At 64.6% G+C, this 16,302-nt stretch carries 16 protein-coding genes; 7 read left to right on the forward strand and 9 right to left on the reverse strand.

Going from position 1 to position 16,302, the window contains the following annotated elements; translation table 11 throughout:
- Positions 1-3 precede the first annotated feature (3 nt).
- A complete protein-coding gene (locus ACEN9F_RS09705) occupies positions 4-474 on the forward strand; it encodes a DUF1854 domain-containing protein (protein WP_413419818.1) in 471 nt (156 codons plus the stop codon).
- A 292-nt stretch (positions 475-766) separates the two neighbouring features.
- Positions 767-1,231 (forward strand): hypothetical protein, encoded by a 465-nt coding sequence (locus ACEN9F_RS09710; protein WP_413419819.1) that lies wholly within the window; start codon positions 767-769, stop codon positions 1,229-1,231.
- Positions 1,232-1,274: 43 nt separating this feature from the next.
- Here the strand turns inward: ACEN9F_RS09710 and ACEN9F_RS09715 are convergent, their stop codons facing one another.
- The 8 genes from ACEN9F_RS09715 to ACEN9F_RS09750 form a co-directional block, all read right to left on the reverse strand.
- Entirely contained in the window at positions 1,275-2,564 is a 1,290-nt protein-coding gene (locus tag ACEN9F_RS09715; RefSeq protein WP_413419820.1) for a sugar MFS transporter, read from the reverse strand.
- A 20-nt stretch (positions 2,565-2,584) separates the two neighbouring features.
- Positions 2,585-5,113: a glycoside hydrolase family 3 N-terminal domain-containing protein gene (locus tag ACEN9F_RS09720; protein WP_413419821.1), complete on the reverse strand. Its 2,529-nt coding sequence runs from the start codon at positions 5,111-5,113 to the stop codon at positions 2,585-2,587.
- 61 nt (positions 5,114-5,174) lie between these two features.
- Positions 5,175-6,539, reverse strand: a complete 1,365-nt coding sequence (locus ACEN9F_RS09725) for a GH1 family beta-glucosidase (RefSeq protein WP_413419822.1) — start codon at positions 6,537-6,539, stop codon at positions 5,175-5,177.
- A gap of 2 nt (positions 6,540-6,541) precedes the next feature.
- A complete protein-coding gene (locus ACEN9F_RS09730) occupies positions 6,542-7,831 on the reverse strand; it encodes a glycoside hydrolase family 5 protein (protein ID WP_413419823.1) in 1,290 nt (429 codons plus the stop codon).
- Positions 7,832-7,905: 74 nt separating this feature from the next.
- Positions 7,906-8,928, reverse strand: coding sequence for a LacI family DNA-binding transcriptional regulator (locus ACEN9F_RS09735; RefSeq protein ID WP_413419824.1), 1,023 nt, complete (start codon positions 8,926-8,928; stop codon positions 7,906-7,908).
- An 82-nt stretch (positions 8,929-9,010) separates the two neighbouring features.
- Positions 9,011-10,273 (reverse strand): ABC transporter substrate-binding protein, encoded by a 1,263-nt coding sequence (locus tag ACEN9F_RS09740; RefSeq protein WP_413419825.1) that lies wholly within the window; start codon positions 10,271-10,273, stop codon positions 9,011-9,013.
- Between the two features lie 288 nt (positions 10,274-10,561).
- On the reverse strand, positions 10,562-11,695 hold the full coding sequence (locus ACEN9F_RS09745; protein ID WP_413419826.1) for a hypothetical protein: 1,134 nt from the start codon (positions 11,693-11,695) through the stop codon (positions 10,562-10,564).
- Between the two features lie 101 nt (positions 11,696-11,796).
- A complete protein-coding gene (locus ACEN9F_RS09750) occupies positions 11,797-12,159 on the reverse strand; it encodes a VOC family protein (protein ID WP_413419827.1) in 363 nt (120 codons plus the stop codon).
- Positions 12,160-12,303: 144 nt separating this feature from the next.
- Between ACEN9F_RS09750 and ACEN9F_RS09755 the strand changes: the two genes are divergently transcribed.
- Genes ACEN9F_RS09755 through ACEN9F_RS09770 form a run of 4 tightly spaced genes read left to right on the forward strand, consistent with a single transcriptional unit; the run spans position 12,304 to position 15,032 of the window.
- Positions 12,304-13,779 carry a pilus assembly protein TadG-related protein gene (locus tag ACEN9F_RS09755; RefSeq protein WP_413419828.1) on the forward strand — a complete coding sequence of 492 codons (1,476 nt, stop codon included), beginning with the start codon at positions 12,304-12,306 and terminating at the stop codon, positions 13,777-13,779.
- Positions 13,776-14,234 (forward strand): TadE/TadG family type IV pilus assembly protein, encoded by a 459-nt coding sequence (locus ACEN9F_RS09760; protein ID WP_413419829.1) that lies wholly within the window; start codon positions 13,776-13,778, stop codon positions 14,232-14,234. The genes ACEN9F_RS09755 and ACEN9F_RS09760 overlap by 4 nt, the downstream gene beginning before the upstream one ends.
- A complete protein-coding gene (locus ACEN9F_RS09765) occupies positions 14,221-14,823 on the forward strand; it encodes a TadE/TadG family type IV pilus assembly protein (protein ID WP_413419830.1) in 603 nt (200 codons plus the stop codon). The genes ACEN9F_RS09760 and ACEN9F_RS09765 overlap by 14 nt, the downstream gene beginning before the upstream one ends.
- Positions 14,814-15,032, forward strand: a complete 219-nt coding sequence (locus ACEN9F_RS09770; protein WP_413419831.1) for a hypothetical protein — start codon at positions 14,814-14,816, stop codon at positions 15,030-15,032. The genes ACEN9F_RS09765 and ACEN9F_RS09770 overlap by 10 nt, the downstream gene beginning before the upstream one ends.
- Before the next feature lie 33 nt (positions 15,033-15,065).
- Here the strand turns inward: ACEN9F_RS09770 and ACEN9F_RS09775 are convergent, their stop codons facing one another.
- Positions 15,066-15,290, reverse strand: a complete 225-nt coding sequence (locus ACEN9F_RS09775) for a hypothetical protein (RefSeq protein ID WP_413419832.1) — start codon at positions 15,288-15,290, stop codon at positions 15,066-15,068.
- 578 nt (positions 15,291-15,868) lie between these two features.
- On the opposite strand from ACEN9F_RS09775, the gene ACEN9F_RS09780 reads away from it, so the two are divergent.
- Positions 15,869-16,291 (forward strand): hypothetical protein, encoded by a 423-nt coding sequence (locus ACEN9F_RS09780; protein WP_413419833.1) that lies wholly within the window; start codon positions 15,869-15,871, stop codon positions 16,289-16,291.
- The last annotated feature ends 11 nt before the right edge of the window (positions 16,292-16,302 follow it).

Consider the following 16,302-nt stretch of genomic DNA (forward strand, 5'->3'; position numbering starts at 1 on the left):
CACATGACGACGAGTAAATTTGAATTGGTACGCAATCCCTTCGGCCGGCTGGTGCTGACCAGCGCCGAAGGCGAAGTCCACGAGGGCGTGGCGCCGGTGCGCGCCTTCCCGGTGCAGGCGCCGGACGACGGCATCGCGCTGGTCAGCACCGACGGCAAGGAAGTCGGCTGGATCGACCGCATCGAAGACCTGCCGGCGGCCATCGGCGCGCTGGTGCGGGAAGAGCTGGGCGGGCGCGAGTTCATGCCGGAGATCTCGCGCATCAACAGCGTGACCAGCTTCGCCACGCCGTGCACCTGGTCGGTGGCGACGGATCGCGGCGACACCGAGTTCGTGCTGCGCGGCGAAGAAGACATCCGCCGCCTGACGGTGGACACGCTGCTGATCTCCGACATCCACGGCATCCACTACCTGATCCGCGACGTCCGCGAACTGGACAAGCACAGCAAGAAAATCCTCGACCGCTTCCTGTGATCTAGTGCGGCCGGCGGCGCAACCAGCCGGCCAGCGCCAGGGGCCGTTCTTCGGATACGGTCCCATGGCAACACGCCCTCTCCCCGTTGGCTTACCGCAGTGTGCGCCCTAAAAAAGGCCAGCATGATTGAATCCGCACGCGATCACGCAGCAGCGGAAAGGCCTACAATGAAAATGACAGAGCCGAAATCACACTTCCCAGTTCGTCCGGCGCCGAAACGCAAGCGCAAACGTAAGCGGCCAGCGCCCGCCAAGCCGCCGGCTCCGCCACCGGAAAAGAAGGAGCCCAGCAATGGATGAAGATCTCGAAGAAGTGCAGTTCAATCTGCGCTATGCACAACGCCTGTGCCAGCGAACCGCTCGCTTTTACCGACGCATACAGACCATATTTACGTTTATCAGCTTACTAGCAGGCAGCGGCGCGGTGGCGACGCTCGCTGCGCAGATGCCGATACCATCGGCTTGGCTACTGGGGGCGTTCGCGGTTTCCGGCTGCATCAACCTGGCAATACGGCCAGCCGACAAGATCGCCGCCAACGAAGCCGACATCCGAAAATATGGCGCCGTGCTTGCCAAGGTTCCGATGTTGGATGCAAAGACTTTACAGCAACAGTTTCACGAAGCGCAGCAATCCGATGCCGCTGAAATCGAGCCCTTGCGCGCGGTCGCGTACAACGACGTCGTGCTTGAAATCGACGAACCGGATGCGCTCATCAAACTGACGCCGATGCAAAAGCTGATGGGGGCGCTGGCATAAAAAAAGCTCCCCGCAGGGAGCTTTTTCGTGGCGGCGGCGCCGCTTATTTTTCCGAATACATGCCGGCGTATTTCAGGCCGAAGTACAGGATGAAGGTGTAGCACGCGGCCGGCACCAGGAAGGACATCTGCAGGCTGATGGTATCGGCCAGCAGGCCCTGCGCGAACGGCACCAGCGCGCCGCCGACAATCGCCATGCACAACACGCCCGAACCCTGGCCGGTCAAAGGACCCAGCTTGTTCAGCGCCATCGAGAAGATGGTCGGGAACATGATCGAGTTGAACAGGCCCACCGCCAGGATGGACCACATCGCCAGGTGGCCGCTGCCGAAGATCGCCAGCAGCACCAGCGCGATCACCGCCGCCGAATTGAACGCCAGCGCCTTGCCCGGGCTGACCTTGCGCATCACGGCGAAGCCGATGAAGCGGCCCACCATCGCGCCGCCCCAGTAGTAGCTGACGTAAGGCGCGGCATCGGCCGCCGACAGGCCGGCCACGTGGCCTTCGCCCAGGAAGTTGATCAGGAAGCTGCCGATGCTGACTTCACCGCCCACGTAGAGGAAGATCGCCACCGCGCCCAGCACCAGGTGACGGTGCTTGAGCACCGCCGACCAGCCGGCGCTTTCGCCGCCGGGCTGCTCGGCGTCGACGATCTTCGGCAGGCGCGCGATCGCGAACAGGACCGCCAGCGCCAGCAAGGCGCCGGCCAGCACCAGGTAAGGACCTTGCACGCTGGCCGCTTCCTGGGCGTGGTACGCCGCCTGCTCGACCGCCGGCAGCTTGGCCAGGTCGGCCGAACTCAGAACGACGCCGGACAGGATCAGCATGCCGCCCAGCGTGGGCGCCACCGTGGTGCCCAGCGAGTTGAAGGCCTGGGTCAGCGTCAGGCGGCTCGATGCCGTCTGCGGATCGCCCAGCACCGTCACGTAGGGATTGGCCGCCACCTGCAGGATGGTGATGCCGCCCGCCAGCACGAAGAAGGCGATCAGGAACAGCGCGTAGCCGCTGGTGGCCGCCGGGTAGAACAGCGCGCAACCGCCGGCCGCGATGGTCAGGCCGGCGACGGCGCCGTTCTGGTAGCCGATCTTCTTGATCAGCATACCGGCCGGCAGCGAGACGATGAAGTACGCGCCGAAGAAGCAGAACTGCACCAGCATGGCCTGTACATAGGTCAGCGTGTAGACCGCCTTCAGGTGCGGGATCAGGACGTCGTTCAGGGACGTCAGCAGGCCCCACATGAAGAACAGGATGGTGACGATGATCAGCGGACCGGTGTTGTTGCCGGTCTGCGCCGGGCTGCCCGAGATCGGGGCAGCTTGCGAATAGTGTTCCATGCTTTTATTTTCTCCTGGTTTTATTTAAAGTCGCCGCATGCCAGCGCGTCCTTGTCCTTGGCGGCGCCGCCAACGATCTGGATGTTGGCGAACGTGGCTGCGAACGGCGCATCGGCCGAGACGCTGAACGGCGTGCTGAGGGCGGCCAGCGGCAGGCCCTTCGCGCTAAAGCACGACAGAGGGATCTTGACCGTCTGCTTGCCTTTGCCCGCCAAACGCTGGAATACAGCGCTGGCGTCGAGTTCCACGGTTTCCATGCCGACGCTGGCCTTGCCCTGCGGCGCAGCCGACACAATAACATCAAATTGCAGCGCGCCGTCAGTGCCGGCGAAGGCCGGCAGGCGCAGCGCCTGGGCCGACGTCGCCGACAGTTTTGCCGCGCCGCTCCAGGTCAGGCGCTTGGCGTCCTGCTGGGTGTTGATCTGCGCGGTTTCCACTTTGACGGTCGGCAGGTTGAACACGGCGTTCAGGTCCGCGCCCAGCGCCACGTCCTTGCCGCCGCTGTTGACGGACAACGCGTAGGTCGAACGGTCGGACGGGTTATACACCGGCATCGAGGTGGTCTTGCCGCAGCCGCCGGCCGGGAAGCCGGCGTCCAGCACCGGCACGCTGGCCTTGCTGGCATAGGTCAGACCGTAGCCGTATTTGAACAGCGGATCGTAGCCGGCGTCGCCGACGTTCAAAGGCGACTGGCACGCGGACTTCGGCCACGAGAACGACAGCTTGCCGTGGAAGTCCACGTTGACCTTGCCGTTCGCCTTGCGGAACAGGACATCGGACACGCCCTTGCCCTCGGTGCCCGGCAGCCATGCCGAGACGAAGCTGTCCGACAGGTTGAGGATATCGTTGGCGTACAGCGGACGGCCGGCGACCAGCACCGTCACCACCGGCTTGCCCTTGCCCGCCACGGCCTTCAGCACGGCCAGGTCTTCCGGATGGCGGCCCGACAGGCGCAGCGTGCCCGATGGGCCGATGTCGCCGTCGCCTTCCGCGTAAGGCGTCTCGCCGATGACGGCGATCACCGCGTCGAACTTGCCGATGTCGATGCCTTCGGCGTTTTCGCTGAAGGTCACGTTATCCTTGCCGGCGGCGTCCTGGATACCGGCCAGGATGGTGTCGCTGACCGGATAGTCGCTATTCTTGTTGTCGGTGCCCTGCCAGGTCAGCGACCAGCCGCCCGACTGGTTGGCCATGTTGTCCGCGCTCTTGCCGACCACGAGGATCTTCTTGCCGCGCGCCAGCGGCAGCACGCCGCCGTTATTCTTCAGCAGCACCAGCGATTCGCGTACCGCCTGGCGCGCCAGGTCGCGGTACTGCAGCGCTTCCTGCTTGCCGGCGTAGGCGTTCTGCGACGGCTTCTTGCCGTCGAACAGGCCGGCGCGCAGCTTGACGCGCAGGATGCGGGTCACGGCGTCGTCGATGCGCGACATCGGGATCTCGCCCTTCTCCACCTGCGCGATGGTGTTGGCGATGAAGGTCTTCCAGTGTTCCGGCACCATCACCATGTCGACGCCGGCGTTGATCGAGGCGGCGCAGCTGTCGTTGGAGCAGCCCGGCACTTCGGCGATCGCGTTCCAGTCGCTGACCACCAGGCCGTCGAAGCCCATCTTGGTTTTCAGGGCGTCGGTCAGCAGCTCTTTACTGCCGTGCATCTTGCCGTGGTCGGAGCCGCCCTTGACGTCGTTCCAGCTGTTGAAGGACGCCATCACCGTCTGCACGCCTTCCTTCAGCGCCGGATAGTAGCCCTGCGCGTGGATGTTGATCATCTCCGACATGGTGGACTGGTTCTCGCCGCGGTCCTTGCCTTCGGCCGTGCCGCCATCGCCGACGAAGTGCTTGGCGGTGGCGACCACCGTGTTGTCGCCCTTCAGATTGCCCTGCAGGCCCTTGACGTAGACGCCGGCGTAGTCCTTGACGATCGCAGGATCTTCCGAGAAGCTCTCATAGGTGCGGCCCCAGCGGTCATCGCGCACCACGGCCAGCGTCGGCGCGAACACCCAGTCGATGCCGGTGGCGCGCACCGCCTTGGCGACCGATTTAGCCATCTCGCCGATCAGCTTCGGATCGCGCGCGGCGCCCAGGCCGATGTTGTGCGGGAACAGCGTGGCGCCGTACATATTGCTGTTGCCGTGCATGGCGTCGATACCCCAGATGACGGGGACCTTGATCTTCATGTCGGTGCTCATCGACGCGTCGTAGTAAGCGTCGGCCAGCTTGACCCAGTCCGCCGCCGTGGCGTACTTGTTCCCTTGCGGCCAGCTGCCGCCGCCGTTCAGCACGGAGCCGATGTTGTACTCGCGGACCTGCTCCGGCGTGATGAATTTGATCTCCGGCTGCGTCATCTGGCCGACCTTCTGCGCCAGCGACATACCCGCCACGATCTGCGCGATGCGCGCTTCCATGGCCTTGTCCTGCTTGACGGCGCTGGTGATGTGCGGCCAGTCGGCCAGCGGCTTGCTTGCCGGTGCGGCGGCGATGGCGCTGGCGCCGATGGCCAGCGTGGCGGCCAGCACGGCGCGGCGCAGGATGTGGTTGTGCGTGTTTTTCATCAGGTACTTGTCTCCGTCTTTAATGTGAACTCGTCATTCCCGCGCAAGCGGGAGCGACAGCTTATAATCCGCGCGCGAAGGCGCTGTACCACTGGCCGCTTTGCTTGAGGATGCGGCGCTGCGTCGGGTAGTCGATGTAGGTCAGGCCGAAGCGGCGCAGATAGCCCTCCGCCCATTCGAAATTGTCCAGCAGGCTCCAGGCGAAGTAGCCCTTGATCTTGCCGCCGGCCGCGATGGCGTCGCGCATCGCCGCCAGGTGGCGGATCAGGTAGTCGCGGCGCGCGGTATCGTTGACGGCGCCGTCGGCGTCGAGGTGGTCGTCGTAGGAGGAACCGTTCTCGGTCACGTACAGGTCGCCGGTCGGGTAGTCGCGCGCCACGCGCTCCAGCAGCTCGATCAGTCCTTCCGGCGACACCTCCCAACCGAAGTCGGTGCGCTGGCGGTCCTGCGGATAGACGATGCGGGTGCGCAGCGGGTACTCATCCGGCGCATCGATGACCTCTTCCGGGAAGTAGTAGTTCACGCCGAGGAAATCGCACGGCACGGCGATCGCCGCCATGTCGCCCGCCTCCACCGTCGGCGCGTCCTTGCCGACCAGTTGCAGCGCGAGTTCAGGATAGCCTCGGCCATACAGCGTATCGAGGAACCAGCGGTTGCGCAGCACGTCGTGGCGCACCACCGCTTCCTTGTCGGCGGCGCTGTCGCTGGCCGCCTTGACCGGATGCAGGCTCAATGCGATGCCGACCTTCGCGCCCGGCACATTGGCGCGGATACGCGGCACGGCGCGGCCGTGCGACACCAGCACGTTGTGGCAGACCTGCAGCGCCAGCGGCAGGCTCTTGTTGCCCGGGGCGTGCATGCCGTCCCAGTTGCCGTGCATCGCCGTGCACCACGGTTCGTTGTGCGTGATCCAGTGCTTGATGCGGTCGCCCAGGTGCTTGGTCATCACGTCGACGTAGTGCAGGTAGGCGTCGATGGTGGCGCGGTTGGCCCAGCCACCCTGGTCTTCCAGGTACTGCGGCAGGTCCCAGTGGTACAGCGTGCACCACGGCTGCAGGCCGCGCGCCAGCATGCCGTCCACCAGCTTCGAATAGAACGCCAGGCCCTTGGCGTTCGGCTCGTTGTCCACGCCGTTGAAGATGCGCGTCCACGCGATCGAGAAGCGGTAGGAGTTCATGCCCATCGACTGCGCCAGGTCCAGGTCCTCCTCCCAGCGATGATAGTGATCGCAGGCGACCGCGCCGGTGGCGCCGTCGCGGATCTTGCCCGGGGTTTCGCTGAAGGTGTCCCAGATCGACGGCACGCGGCCGTCAACGGCGGCCGCGCCTTCGATCTGGTAGGCCGAGGTGGAAACGCCCCACAGGAAGTCGCTGGAAAAATCGGAGCGCTTGATCGCCGTAGGCAGGTCGGTAAGAATCATTGTCATAGTTATTTAGCGAAGGGAGTAGGCGGTACGGGGGCGTTCATCCACTTGATGGCGGTTTGCTGCGGTTGATACGGCACGCTGCCGAACAGGCGGAACAGTTTCTCGATGTCGGCCAGCGAGGCCGTGTTGAAATCGAGCTTGGGAATCTTTGCGCCGGGGGCGTTGGTCACCAGGCCCCAGGTGCCCTTGCCCTGGCCGCCCTTGTTGCTGACCAGCTTATAGGCCCACGCGGTGGTGGCCCAACCGTTGGCGACATAGGTGTCGTAGGTGACGCGCGTGACCTGGCCGCCCAGCTCCGGGCCCATGAAGGCCCACGGCTGGAACTCGCCGACGAAGAAGGCGGTGTCCAGTCCTTCCAGCTTGGTCTTCCACTTGCAAACGTTGTCACCGCTGCCCGAGCAGGTCAGCCAGTCGCGGTGCACATCGACGCCCGGCTTGCCCCAGCCGAAGTGACCGGGGTATGGGTGCATCTCGAAGGCGACGTTCCGCATGCCCTGTTCGGACGGCTTGCCGTAGGCGTCGATGCCCTTGCTATGGCCGGGCAGGATGATGACGTGATTCGGATCGACGGCGCGGATTTCCTGGTACAGCGTCGCCATCACCACGGCCAGGTTTTCCGGCGTGGTGCCCCACGGTTCATTGAGGATGCTGTAGCCGGCGACGGCGCCGCGGTCCTTGTAGCGCGCGGCGATCTGCCGCCACAGCCAGATGGTGCGCTCCTGGTATTCCGGCGTGTCCCAGTATTTGTTCTTGCCGGCGCAGCCGCTGTGGTGCTCCCAGCCCTGGCTGCCGACGGCGCCGTGCAGGTCGAGGATCACGTAGATGCCGCGCTTCTCGGCTTCGGCGATGGCGTTGTCCAGGTACTTCCAGGCGTCGGCGCGCAGGTGGCGCGGATGCTTTTCGTCTTCCACCACGCTGTAGATGAAGGGCAGGCGCACCAGGTTCAGGTTCAGCCTGGTCAGCATGTCCCAGTCGCGCGGCTTGATCCAGTTGTCGCGGTACAGCGCGTACAGGCGCTCGCGCTCGGCGTAGCCGAAGCGCCGGTCCAGCACCACCTCCAGCTTGCACTGGTCGTCGATGCCGGCGCCGCCCTGCCCCATCATCCAGAATTCCTGGATCAGGTAGTTGCCCAGGTTGACGCCGCGCAGCGCCGGCTGCGAACCGTCCGCCGCCAGCCATTTGGTGCCTTCGGTATGCAGCATCGGCAAAGCCGCTTGCGCCTGCGCCGGGGCGGCGCCGGACAGCATGGCTGCGGCGAGGCTGGCTATTCCGAGCAATCGAGTTGTGAGCATCCTGCCTCCGTTCAATGGAATCGTTTCCAATATACTACAAAAAAAGAGCATGCGACCAGCGCATACCCTGATTTTTACGCCGCTTTACCTGCCGGCGCGGGCGCCAGCGAAGCCCGTTCCGTCACGTGCAATTTGTACTCGCGCTCCACCGGCCGGCCCAGCTCATAGCACTGGTTGAGCAGGAAATTCAGGCCGTTCAAGGTCATCTCGCTCCACGGGATATGCACGCTGGTCAGGCATGGCGCGGTGAATTCCGCGCTGTGCGTGTCGTCATACCCCAGCACCGAGACCTGCTCCGGCACCGCCACCCTGGCCTGCTGGAAGCACGACAAGGCGCCTACCGCCATTTCATCGTTGGCGCAAAACAGCGCCGTAAATTCGTAGCCCGACTTCAGCAAGCGCTCGGCGCAGGCCCGGCCGCCTTCCGGCGTGAACTCGCCGTCCTCCATCCACACTTTAGCGCTCTCGACGCCCGCCGCTTCCAGTTCCGCCATGAAGCCGGCGATACGGTCCAGGTTATCCTGCGCGGCGGCGCGGCCGGCGATCACGGCGATCTTGCGGTGCCCCTGCTCCAGCAAGGTACGCGCCGCCAACCGCCCGCCGGCATCGTGATCGACCGTGAAGCACTGCTCGGCAATGCTGGGGAATGCATGGTTGATCACCACCACCTTGGACTGGAACGGTCCCAGCGTCACAAAATCCTCGTCCTCCAGCGCGTTGCTCATGACGATCAGGCCGTCGCTGCCGCGCTCGATCAAAAAGTTCACGCCTTCGATCGCCTGGTTGCGCGCATCGCCGTCGCCGATGCCGAAGGCCACCACCATGTTCAGGCCGGAGGCCCGCAGCGCCGTGTAAATCGACTGCAAAATCGGGGTGTAGAACGTGCCGCTCAGATAAGGGATGTAGACACCGATCATCTGCGAACTGCCGGACAACAGGGAACGCGCCGCGTGCGACGGGCGGAACTCCAGTTCCTCGATCGCCTTCCTGACCTTGTCTATCGTCGCCTGCGACACCGAACCCTTGCCGCTGATCACGCGCGACGCGGTCCCCAGGCCTACGCCCGCCAGCCGGGCTACGTCTTTGATAGTTGCCACGAGTTCCTTTATCCGTTCATCCTGTGCGGCGGCAAGCATACCCCATCGCGCCTGAACATGACAAGCCGGCTGCGCGCGCCGTTCAATCCTGCAAGGCCGACACGATCCCCTTCTGCACTTTCTCCACCGGCATGCGCGTATTCCAATAGGTGGTCAGCACGTCCTGCAGCGCGCCGTTCTGGTCGGGCGTCAGGAACACTTCGATCATGCCGACCGCGCGCGTCTTGTCCTTCATGATCGCCATGCCCGCCTGCGCGCACACGTCCATGCTCGAGGCGTCGACGTTGCTCAGGATCGGCAGCGAGCCCTTGAGCTTGTTGAATTCCAGCTGCGCGGCCGGCGCCAGCATGGTGGTGGCCAGCAGTTTCTGCGCGCGCACCGCGTCCGGGTTGCTGGTCTTCGGGAACACGAAGGCGTCGCCCTGGATCAGGTAGGGCACGTTCGGGCCGAGGCCGGCGATGCAGCCGAAGTCCTTGCCGGCCGACTGCCTGGCGGCGGCGAACTCGCCCTTGGCCCAGTCGCCCATGATCTGCACCCCGGCCTTGCCGCTGATCAGCATGGCGGTGGCGTCGTTCCAGTTGCGGTTGGGCGAGCCGGCGTCGACATAGGCCTGCAGCCGCTTGAAGGCCAGCAGCACTTTCTTGAACGCTTCCGAATTGATGGCCTTGGGCGAGCGGTCGCGCAAAATCTGCAGGTACAGCTCCTTGCCGCCGACATTGGCCAGCATGGCCTGGAACAGGATGTTTTCCTGCCACGGCTGGCCGCCGTGCGCCAGGCCGACCAGGCCGGCGGCCTTCAGCTTGTCCAGCGCGGCGAACAGTTCGTCCGGCGTGACCGGCTCCTTGACGATGCCAGCCTTCTTGAACGCGGCCTTGGAATACCAGATCCAGGTCGACATATGGATGTCGACCGGCACCGCGTAGAAGTGGCCCTTGACCTTGATCACGTCCAGCACCGGGGCCGGCATCAGCTGCTCCCAGCGGTCGCGCACGGCGATGTCGTCGACGTTGTTCAGTACGCCCTGGTCGATCAGGTCGCGGAATTGCTTGGTGGTGTTGAACTGGGCGGCGGTCGGCGGATTGCCGCCGACGATGCGGTTGATCGCCACCGCCTTGGCCTGGTCGGCGCCGGCGATCGCGGTATCGCCCCAGGTGCCGCCGGCCGCGCGGTAGGCGTCGGCAAACTTGCGCACGGCGGCCGATTCGCTGCTGGAGGTCCACCAGTGCATCACTTCCGCCTTGGGCGCCGCCGCTGCCGCCGCCTCGCTCTTGCCCGCCACGGTGAACGCGGCCATCGCCAGCAAGGTCCATGCGATGCGCGAAGCGCCCGTACTTTGCTTGTACATCCAGTCTCCTTGCCCGCCGATGTATCCCCGGCGCGTGCGTATGGTTCAGTACTTGAATTCGATGCTCGATACTACCGTCTTGCTCCGCCTTGTAGCAAACTTGCCGGTAAAAAAACCGGCGCCGCCCAAGGCGCCGGCAACTTCGCGGGGCGAAGAGACGAGGGTGAGCGACAGCCGGATTGGAAACGTTACCAATCCTTGCCAGCGAATATAGCATCCAATGATTTTCAGTGTCAACGGGAATTCGCCGGCGATCGGAACAGCGGCCGATGGCCGCTGTTTTGCTAGTTACCGTTCGTCGTCCGGCGCGGCATAGCGGACCGTCGTCGCGGGCACGCCGCAGCCCCACAGCGAATACGGATCGGCCAGCTCGTTGATGCCCTCGCCGTACGGCGAACGCGCCGGCCGCAGATGCACCAGGCTGCACGTGCCCAGCTCCGTCGCATAGATGCCTTGCGGCGTCCACAGCACCCGGTGCGTCATGCTGTGCGGGGACGGGAAGGCGATGGTCTGCTGCGACTCGACCCTGCCGTAATCCTGGCTCATCCTGAGCTCGACCACGGCGTTCAGCGCCGACATCGAGGCCATCGACGAGGCCAGCAGATAGATGAGCTGCCCCTGGTCCGCCGGGGCGAATCCGAGGTGGATGAAGCCCGCGCCCTGGGCCGGCGCGCCGCTCAGCTGGAACCATTCGATGTCGCCGCTGGCCAGGATGCGCCCGAAGCTGCCGGCGCCGCCGGTGCTGTTGCCCAGCAGCGCGAACCACAGGTTGCCGTCCGGTCCCGGCACCATGCCCACCGGCGTCGAGCCGTATTGCGCCGGAATCGCGATCGGGTGCGGCTGAGCCGCCGTGTCGGCGGGAATGCAGAAGATCGCGCTGGACTGGTCCAGCGTCGCGTACACCGCCTTGCTTTGCGGATGGACCTGCACAAAGATCGGCCGCGGCGGGCACGGGATCAGCCGGTAGTTGGCCGGCGCCTCGACGCTGATCTGGATCACATGGTGGCTGTCCTTGCACGACGCCCACAAGGTATCGCCATCCTCCACCACCACATGCGGACCGCGCGCCGGCTGCGGCAAGGCGATGCGCTTGAGCACCACCGGCGCGGCGGCCAAGTCCTCGGCCACCGGATCGATCAACAGCAGTTCGGACGAGAACTGCTGCGTGACCCACAGGCAACCAGGATGGCGTTGCGACACGGTCAAGCCGTGCAGGCCGGAAAAGGGGCTGTCGATGACATGGGCGGTGGACTGCAGCGGCCGCCCCGACAGCAGGTCCAGCCTGACCTTCACCAGCGCGCCGGACGGCTGCTGCGACACCAGCAGCAGATCCGGCGCGATCTGCGCCACCTCGTGCGTCTGGCTGGAGGCGGGCAAGGGATATTCGACCACTTGCTTGAAACGGAGGGCGGTTGCGGACATTGAGTTCACCTATGAAAGAGGAGTGACTAGTTACTTGCAATGTTATTCATTGAACAATATCCGCCGAGTATGCCGTCAAATGACCGGCAGGGCAAGCCTCCCTATTCCGGCACAAACACCCGCAGCCGGTGGCCGTCGCGGTCGAACGCGACAAAGGTGTAGCCGAAGTCCATCGCCACCGGGCGCTGGGCGATGGCCAGGCCGCGCGCCGACCAGTCGGCATACATATCGTTGACCACGCTGCGGTCGCCGACGCTGAAGGCCAGCTCGCTGCCGCCGCCGGAGGCCAGCGCCTTGGGTTCCACCGTGTGGCGCGACCACAGCCCCAGCTTCAGTCCCGACGGCAGCACGAACAGCGCGAACGTGGCGGAGGACTCGACCGGCTGCAATGCCAGCAGGTCGGCATAGAAGGCGGCGCTGAGCGCGGGGTTGTCGACGTACAGCAGCACATAGTTCGGATTCATCGTGTTTCTCCGTAAAGGTTGGCAATGCAGTAATGCTAACGCCGGGCTGCGACAGTTTCTGTCAGTAGCCTGCTTCTTGTGCCGCATCAACCGTCAATATTTCCTGCTGGATAAAATCTGCCCTAGTCACATTCAGGAGGCGCCATGCGCAACACCGCCCTACCCTGCCGCCGGCAGCGCGGCGCCATCGCCATCATGTTCGGGCTGATGGTGCTGGGCATCATGGGCTTGATCGGGTTCGCGCTCGACCTGACGCTGGTGTACAACCGCAAGGCCGAGTTGCAGGCTTTGGCGGACGCCACCGCGCTGGCCGCCGCGCGCACGCTCAACGGCACCGCCGCCGGCGTCGCCAGCGCGCTGACCCAGGCCAACCTCACGGCCAACAACCACGCCTACCAGTACAACAACCTGCCGGTCGCCTGGTCCAATAGCGCGCTGCGCTTCAGCACCACGGCCGGCGCGCCCGACGCCGCCTGGCTGGACGCGGCGGCGGCGCAGGCGGCGCCGGCCGGCGTGCTGTTCGCCAAGGTCGACACCAGGGCGCTGGGCGACATCGGCAACGTCGGTACCGCGTTCATCCGCGTGGTATCGAGCACGCTGGCCAGCGTCGGCACGGCGGCGCGCGCGGTGGCCGGACGCGCCTCGACCAATGTGCTGCCGCTGGCGATCTGCGCGCAGTCGGCCACGCCGGCTGCGTCGCGCGCCAACGTCAGCGGCAACGCCGCCTTCAACGAACTGGTCGAGTACGGCTTCCGGCGCGGCGTGGCCTACGACCTGATGCAGCTCAATCCCGGCGGCACGACGCCGGAAAACTTCCTCATCGACCCGCTGTCGCCGCCCGGCGTGGCCGGCTCGGCGGCCAACATGAGCATCGCCGTCACCGGCCCGTTCGTCTGCAGCGGCAACATGCCGATGGCCAGCGTGCTGGGCGGCCAGATCACGGTGCAGCGCGGCTTTCCGATCGGCGCGCTGTACAAGCACCTCAATTCGCGCCTGGACCTCTACGACGGCAACGCCTGCACGCCGGAAGGCGCGCCGCCGGACAGCAACGTCAAGCCCTATGTCCACACGGCGATCGCCTGGATGCTGGCCACGCCCGGCGCGCAGACGGCCGCCCCATGGACCAGCGGCAACACCAGGCTATGGACGCGCGCCGACCCGCTACCCGGCGACGCCGGCAACACGGCGACGCTGTACGGCCCGCTGTGGGCCTATGCGCGCGCCGTGCCGTTTGCCGCATACGCGGCGGCGCCGGTGGAACCGGCGGCCGGCTACGCACCGTTCGCCGCCACCGCCTGGTCCAGCCTGTACACGCCGGGGCCGCCGACCGCCAACAACTACCCGTCGGCGCTGCCGACCTCGACCCCATATCTGGCGCTGAACGGCATTCATTTCCAGGCGCCGGCGGCGGCCCGCCAGCCCGGGCTGGCGGGCCGCCGCGTACTCAACGTCGCACTGCTGTCGTGTCCGGTCGCGGCCGGCGGCATGGCCAGCGCCACGGTGCTCGCGGTCGGCAGATTCTTCATGACGGTGGCGGCCACCAACAGCAGCATCAGCGCCGAATTCGCCGGCACGGCAGCGCCGGCGGCGCTGGGCGGCGCGGTGGAGTTGCTGCGATGAGGCCGCAGGCACAAGGCCGCCGGCAGCGCGGCGCCGCCGCCGTCGAGCTGGCGCTGACGCTGCCGGTGCTGTTGATGCTGCTGGCCTACATCATGTTTTACGGACGCGTACTGTACAACTACGAAGTGGCGCAAAAAGCCGCGCGCGACGCCGTCCGCTACCTGTCCAGCGCGGCCGCCGTCAACATGCGCAGCACCGCGCAGGCCGCCAACGAAGTCGCCGTCGCGCAGGCCATCGCGAACGCCGAGCTGGCGGGATTGAATCCGGGACCGGGCAACGGACCGTTCGTCTTCATCCGGTGCGACGGCCTGCCGTGCCTGGGTTTGGCGCTGCCGAACCTGGTCAGGGTCGACATCCAGATCGTGGTCCAGAACGACATCTTCGGCTACTACGTGCCGTACCTGGGCAGCAGCTTGCTGCAGGCCGGCAGCACCATGCGCTATGTGGGCAACTAGGCCGCCATCATGCCGGTCGGGGTCCGCGCGGCGCGGCGCGACCACGGCCGAATTCGCGCTCAGCGTGGTGGTCTTTTTCGGCGTACTGTTCTTCGTGATCGAACTGGCGCGCGCGCTGTACCTGTCGAACACGCTGCAGGAAGCCACGCGCCGCGCCGCCTACGCCGCCGCCGTGAGCGACTTTAGCGACGCCGCCGTCATGAACGCCGTGCGGCAGGACGCGGTGCTGCGCGACTCGCCGGGCACGCTGCTGCTGGGCGAACCGGTGACCGACGCCCACATCCGCATCGACTACCTCTCGCTGTCGCGCGCAGCCAACGGCAGCATGACGCTGGTGCCGATCGCGACGGCCGACCTGCCCGCCTGTCCGGCGCGCGCGCGCATCAACTGCGCGGCCAATCCGAACGGAGCCAACTGCATCCGCTTCGTGCGCGCCCGTGTGTGCGCGCCGGGCGGCGGCGACTGCGACCCGGTGCCCTACCAGCCGATGCTGCCGCTGGTCACGCTGGGCTACGCACTCCCGGCCTCGACCACCATCGCCAAAGCGGAGTCGCTCGGCTTCGCGCCGGGGAGTGCGCCATGTCCTTGAGCGAGTATGATGGGAACATGGAAAAACGGATCGAAAAACTGGAGACCGACGTCGCGGCCATCAAGTTCGATGTGGCGATCTTGAAAGCAAACAGCGCCACGAAGGCTGATGTCGCCGAGGCCAAGTCCACGATCATCTTGTGGGTCGTGTCGGCGATCTTCTTCGCCCAACTACTACCGGCGATACTGAAACTCTTTCTCCCAAGCTGACCACAGGTCAGCCCACGCTACAACGCGATGGACTTAGCCGTTTTGCAGCCAGCAATCGCCATCGCGGCGCCGTCCTCGCCCGTCGACCAGGACGCGGCTGGAGATCCCGGCGGGAACCTCACAGCGCGCCAGATATTCGGAAGCATCTGCCGCGCCCAGCATCTCCAGGAATACAAGGCTGACATCGATACGCTGCGCCGTCAGGCGGTCGCGACGCCGGCACCAGGTGTGATCGATATTTGCGGGTGGCTTTTCCATTTGGAAATGATATCCAAATGAAAGTCATTGCCGCTTGATTTGCGTCAAACACGAGTGGAAGTAGCCGCCAAGGCTGCATGTTCCATCTAGTATTGGTGAGGATACACCGAGTTTTTCGACAACGCCCCTGCGACGACATTGCAAAACAATATTAACAAGGAAGCATGAGATGGCAATCGGTGGAGGAAAATTTCCTGGACATCGTCAAGGTGACGATATTGTAGACGGAGGCGACAATACGCTCTCTATCCCCTTCTACTACCGCTACCGACCCGATGCGGGTTTTGAGCGTCTGAAGCCGCGCCATCTAAATCCTCTCATGCCAATCTACTCAGCTACAGACAATGGAGGAGTATCTCGGCGCGCATCCACTTGAGCACTTCGGATGCGGGAGCGTAGCGGGCGGTCAGCGGGTCAGCGAAGGATACCGGTGGCGTCGGGCGCGTTCGACGGCCCAGCTTTCCCTTGCCTACCACGCCCCCCTTTTTTCCTGGGACATCGCTATAGCCCCAATAACTTGCCATAATGCAATACATAGTACATCATTGCCATTCCACCACTATTTAAGAAGGACACCAGTGAGAAAATATTTTATAACTGCAGCCTTGGTGCTTTCGGCTTTCTCGGCATCCGCGAACGCGTGCACCTTTAACCACCTCGCGAACAATGGCGTGAATGAAGCGCTAAATAACAATGGAGGGTGGATGGTATCGGATCAGCTTTGCGCCTTCCTGAACAAAAATCGACTGTCGATTGAAGTTCTTGGAGACTCACAGGTGCTAAACGGTATTTCGATCGGCTGGGCTGTTGTTGGACTAGTTGATAAAGATAGCAACAAGCGATTGGATACTCGACAATACAACACATTCACCAATACGGAGCCATCCACTCCAAAAGCGAGCCAACTTCTTGCCAAGGCGATTAACAAAGGAATTCAGCAAATCGACGCCAATGTTGTCGCGGAAGATCTTGCGAACTTGCGCAGCAACGCCAAGCGCTAGTAGTAAAACTG

Origin of the sequence: Duganella sp. CT11-25, from assembly GCF_047302815.1 — a bacterium.
GTDB lineage: Bacteria > Pseudomonadota > Gammaproteobacteria > Burkholderiales > Burkholderiaceae_D > Rugamonas.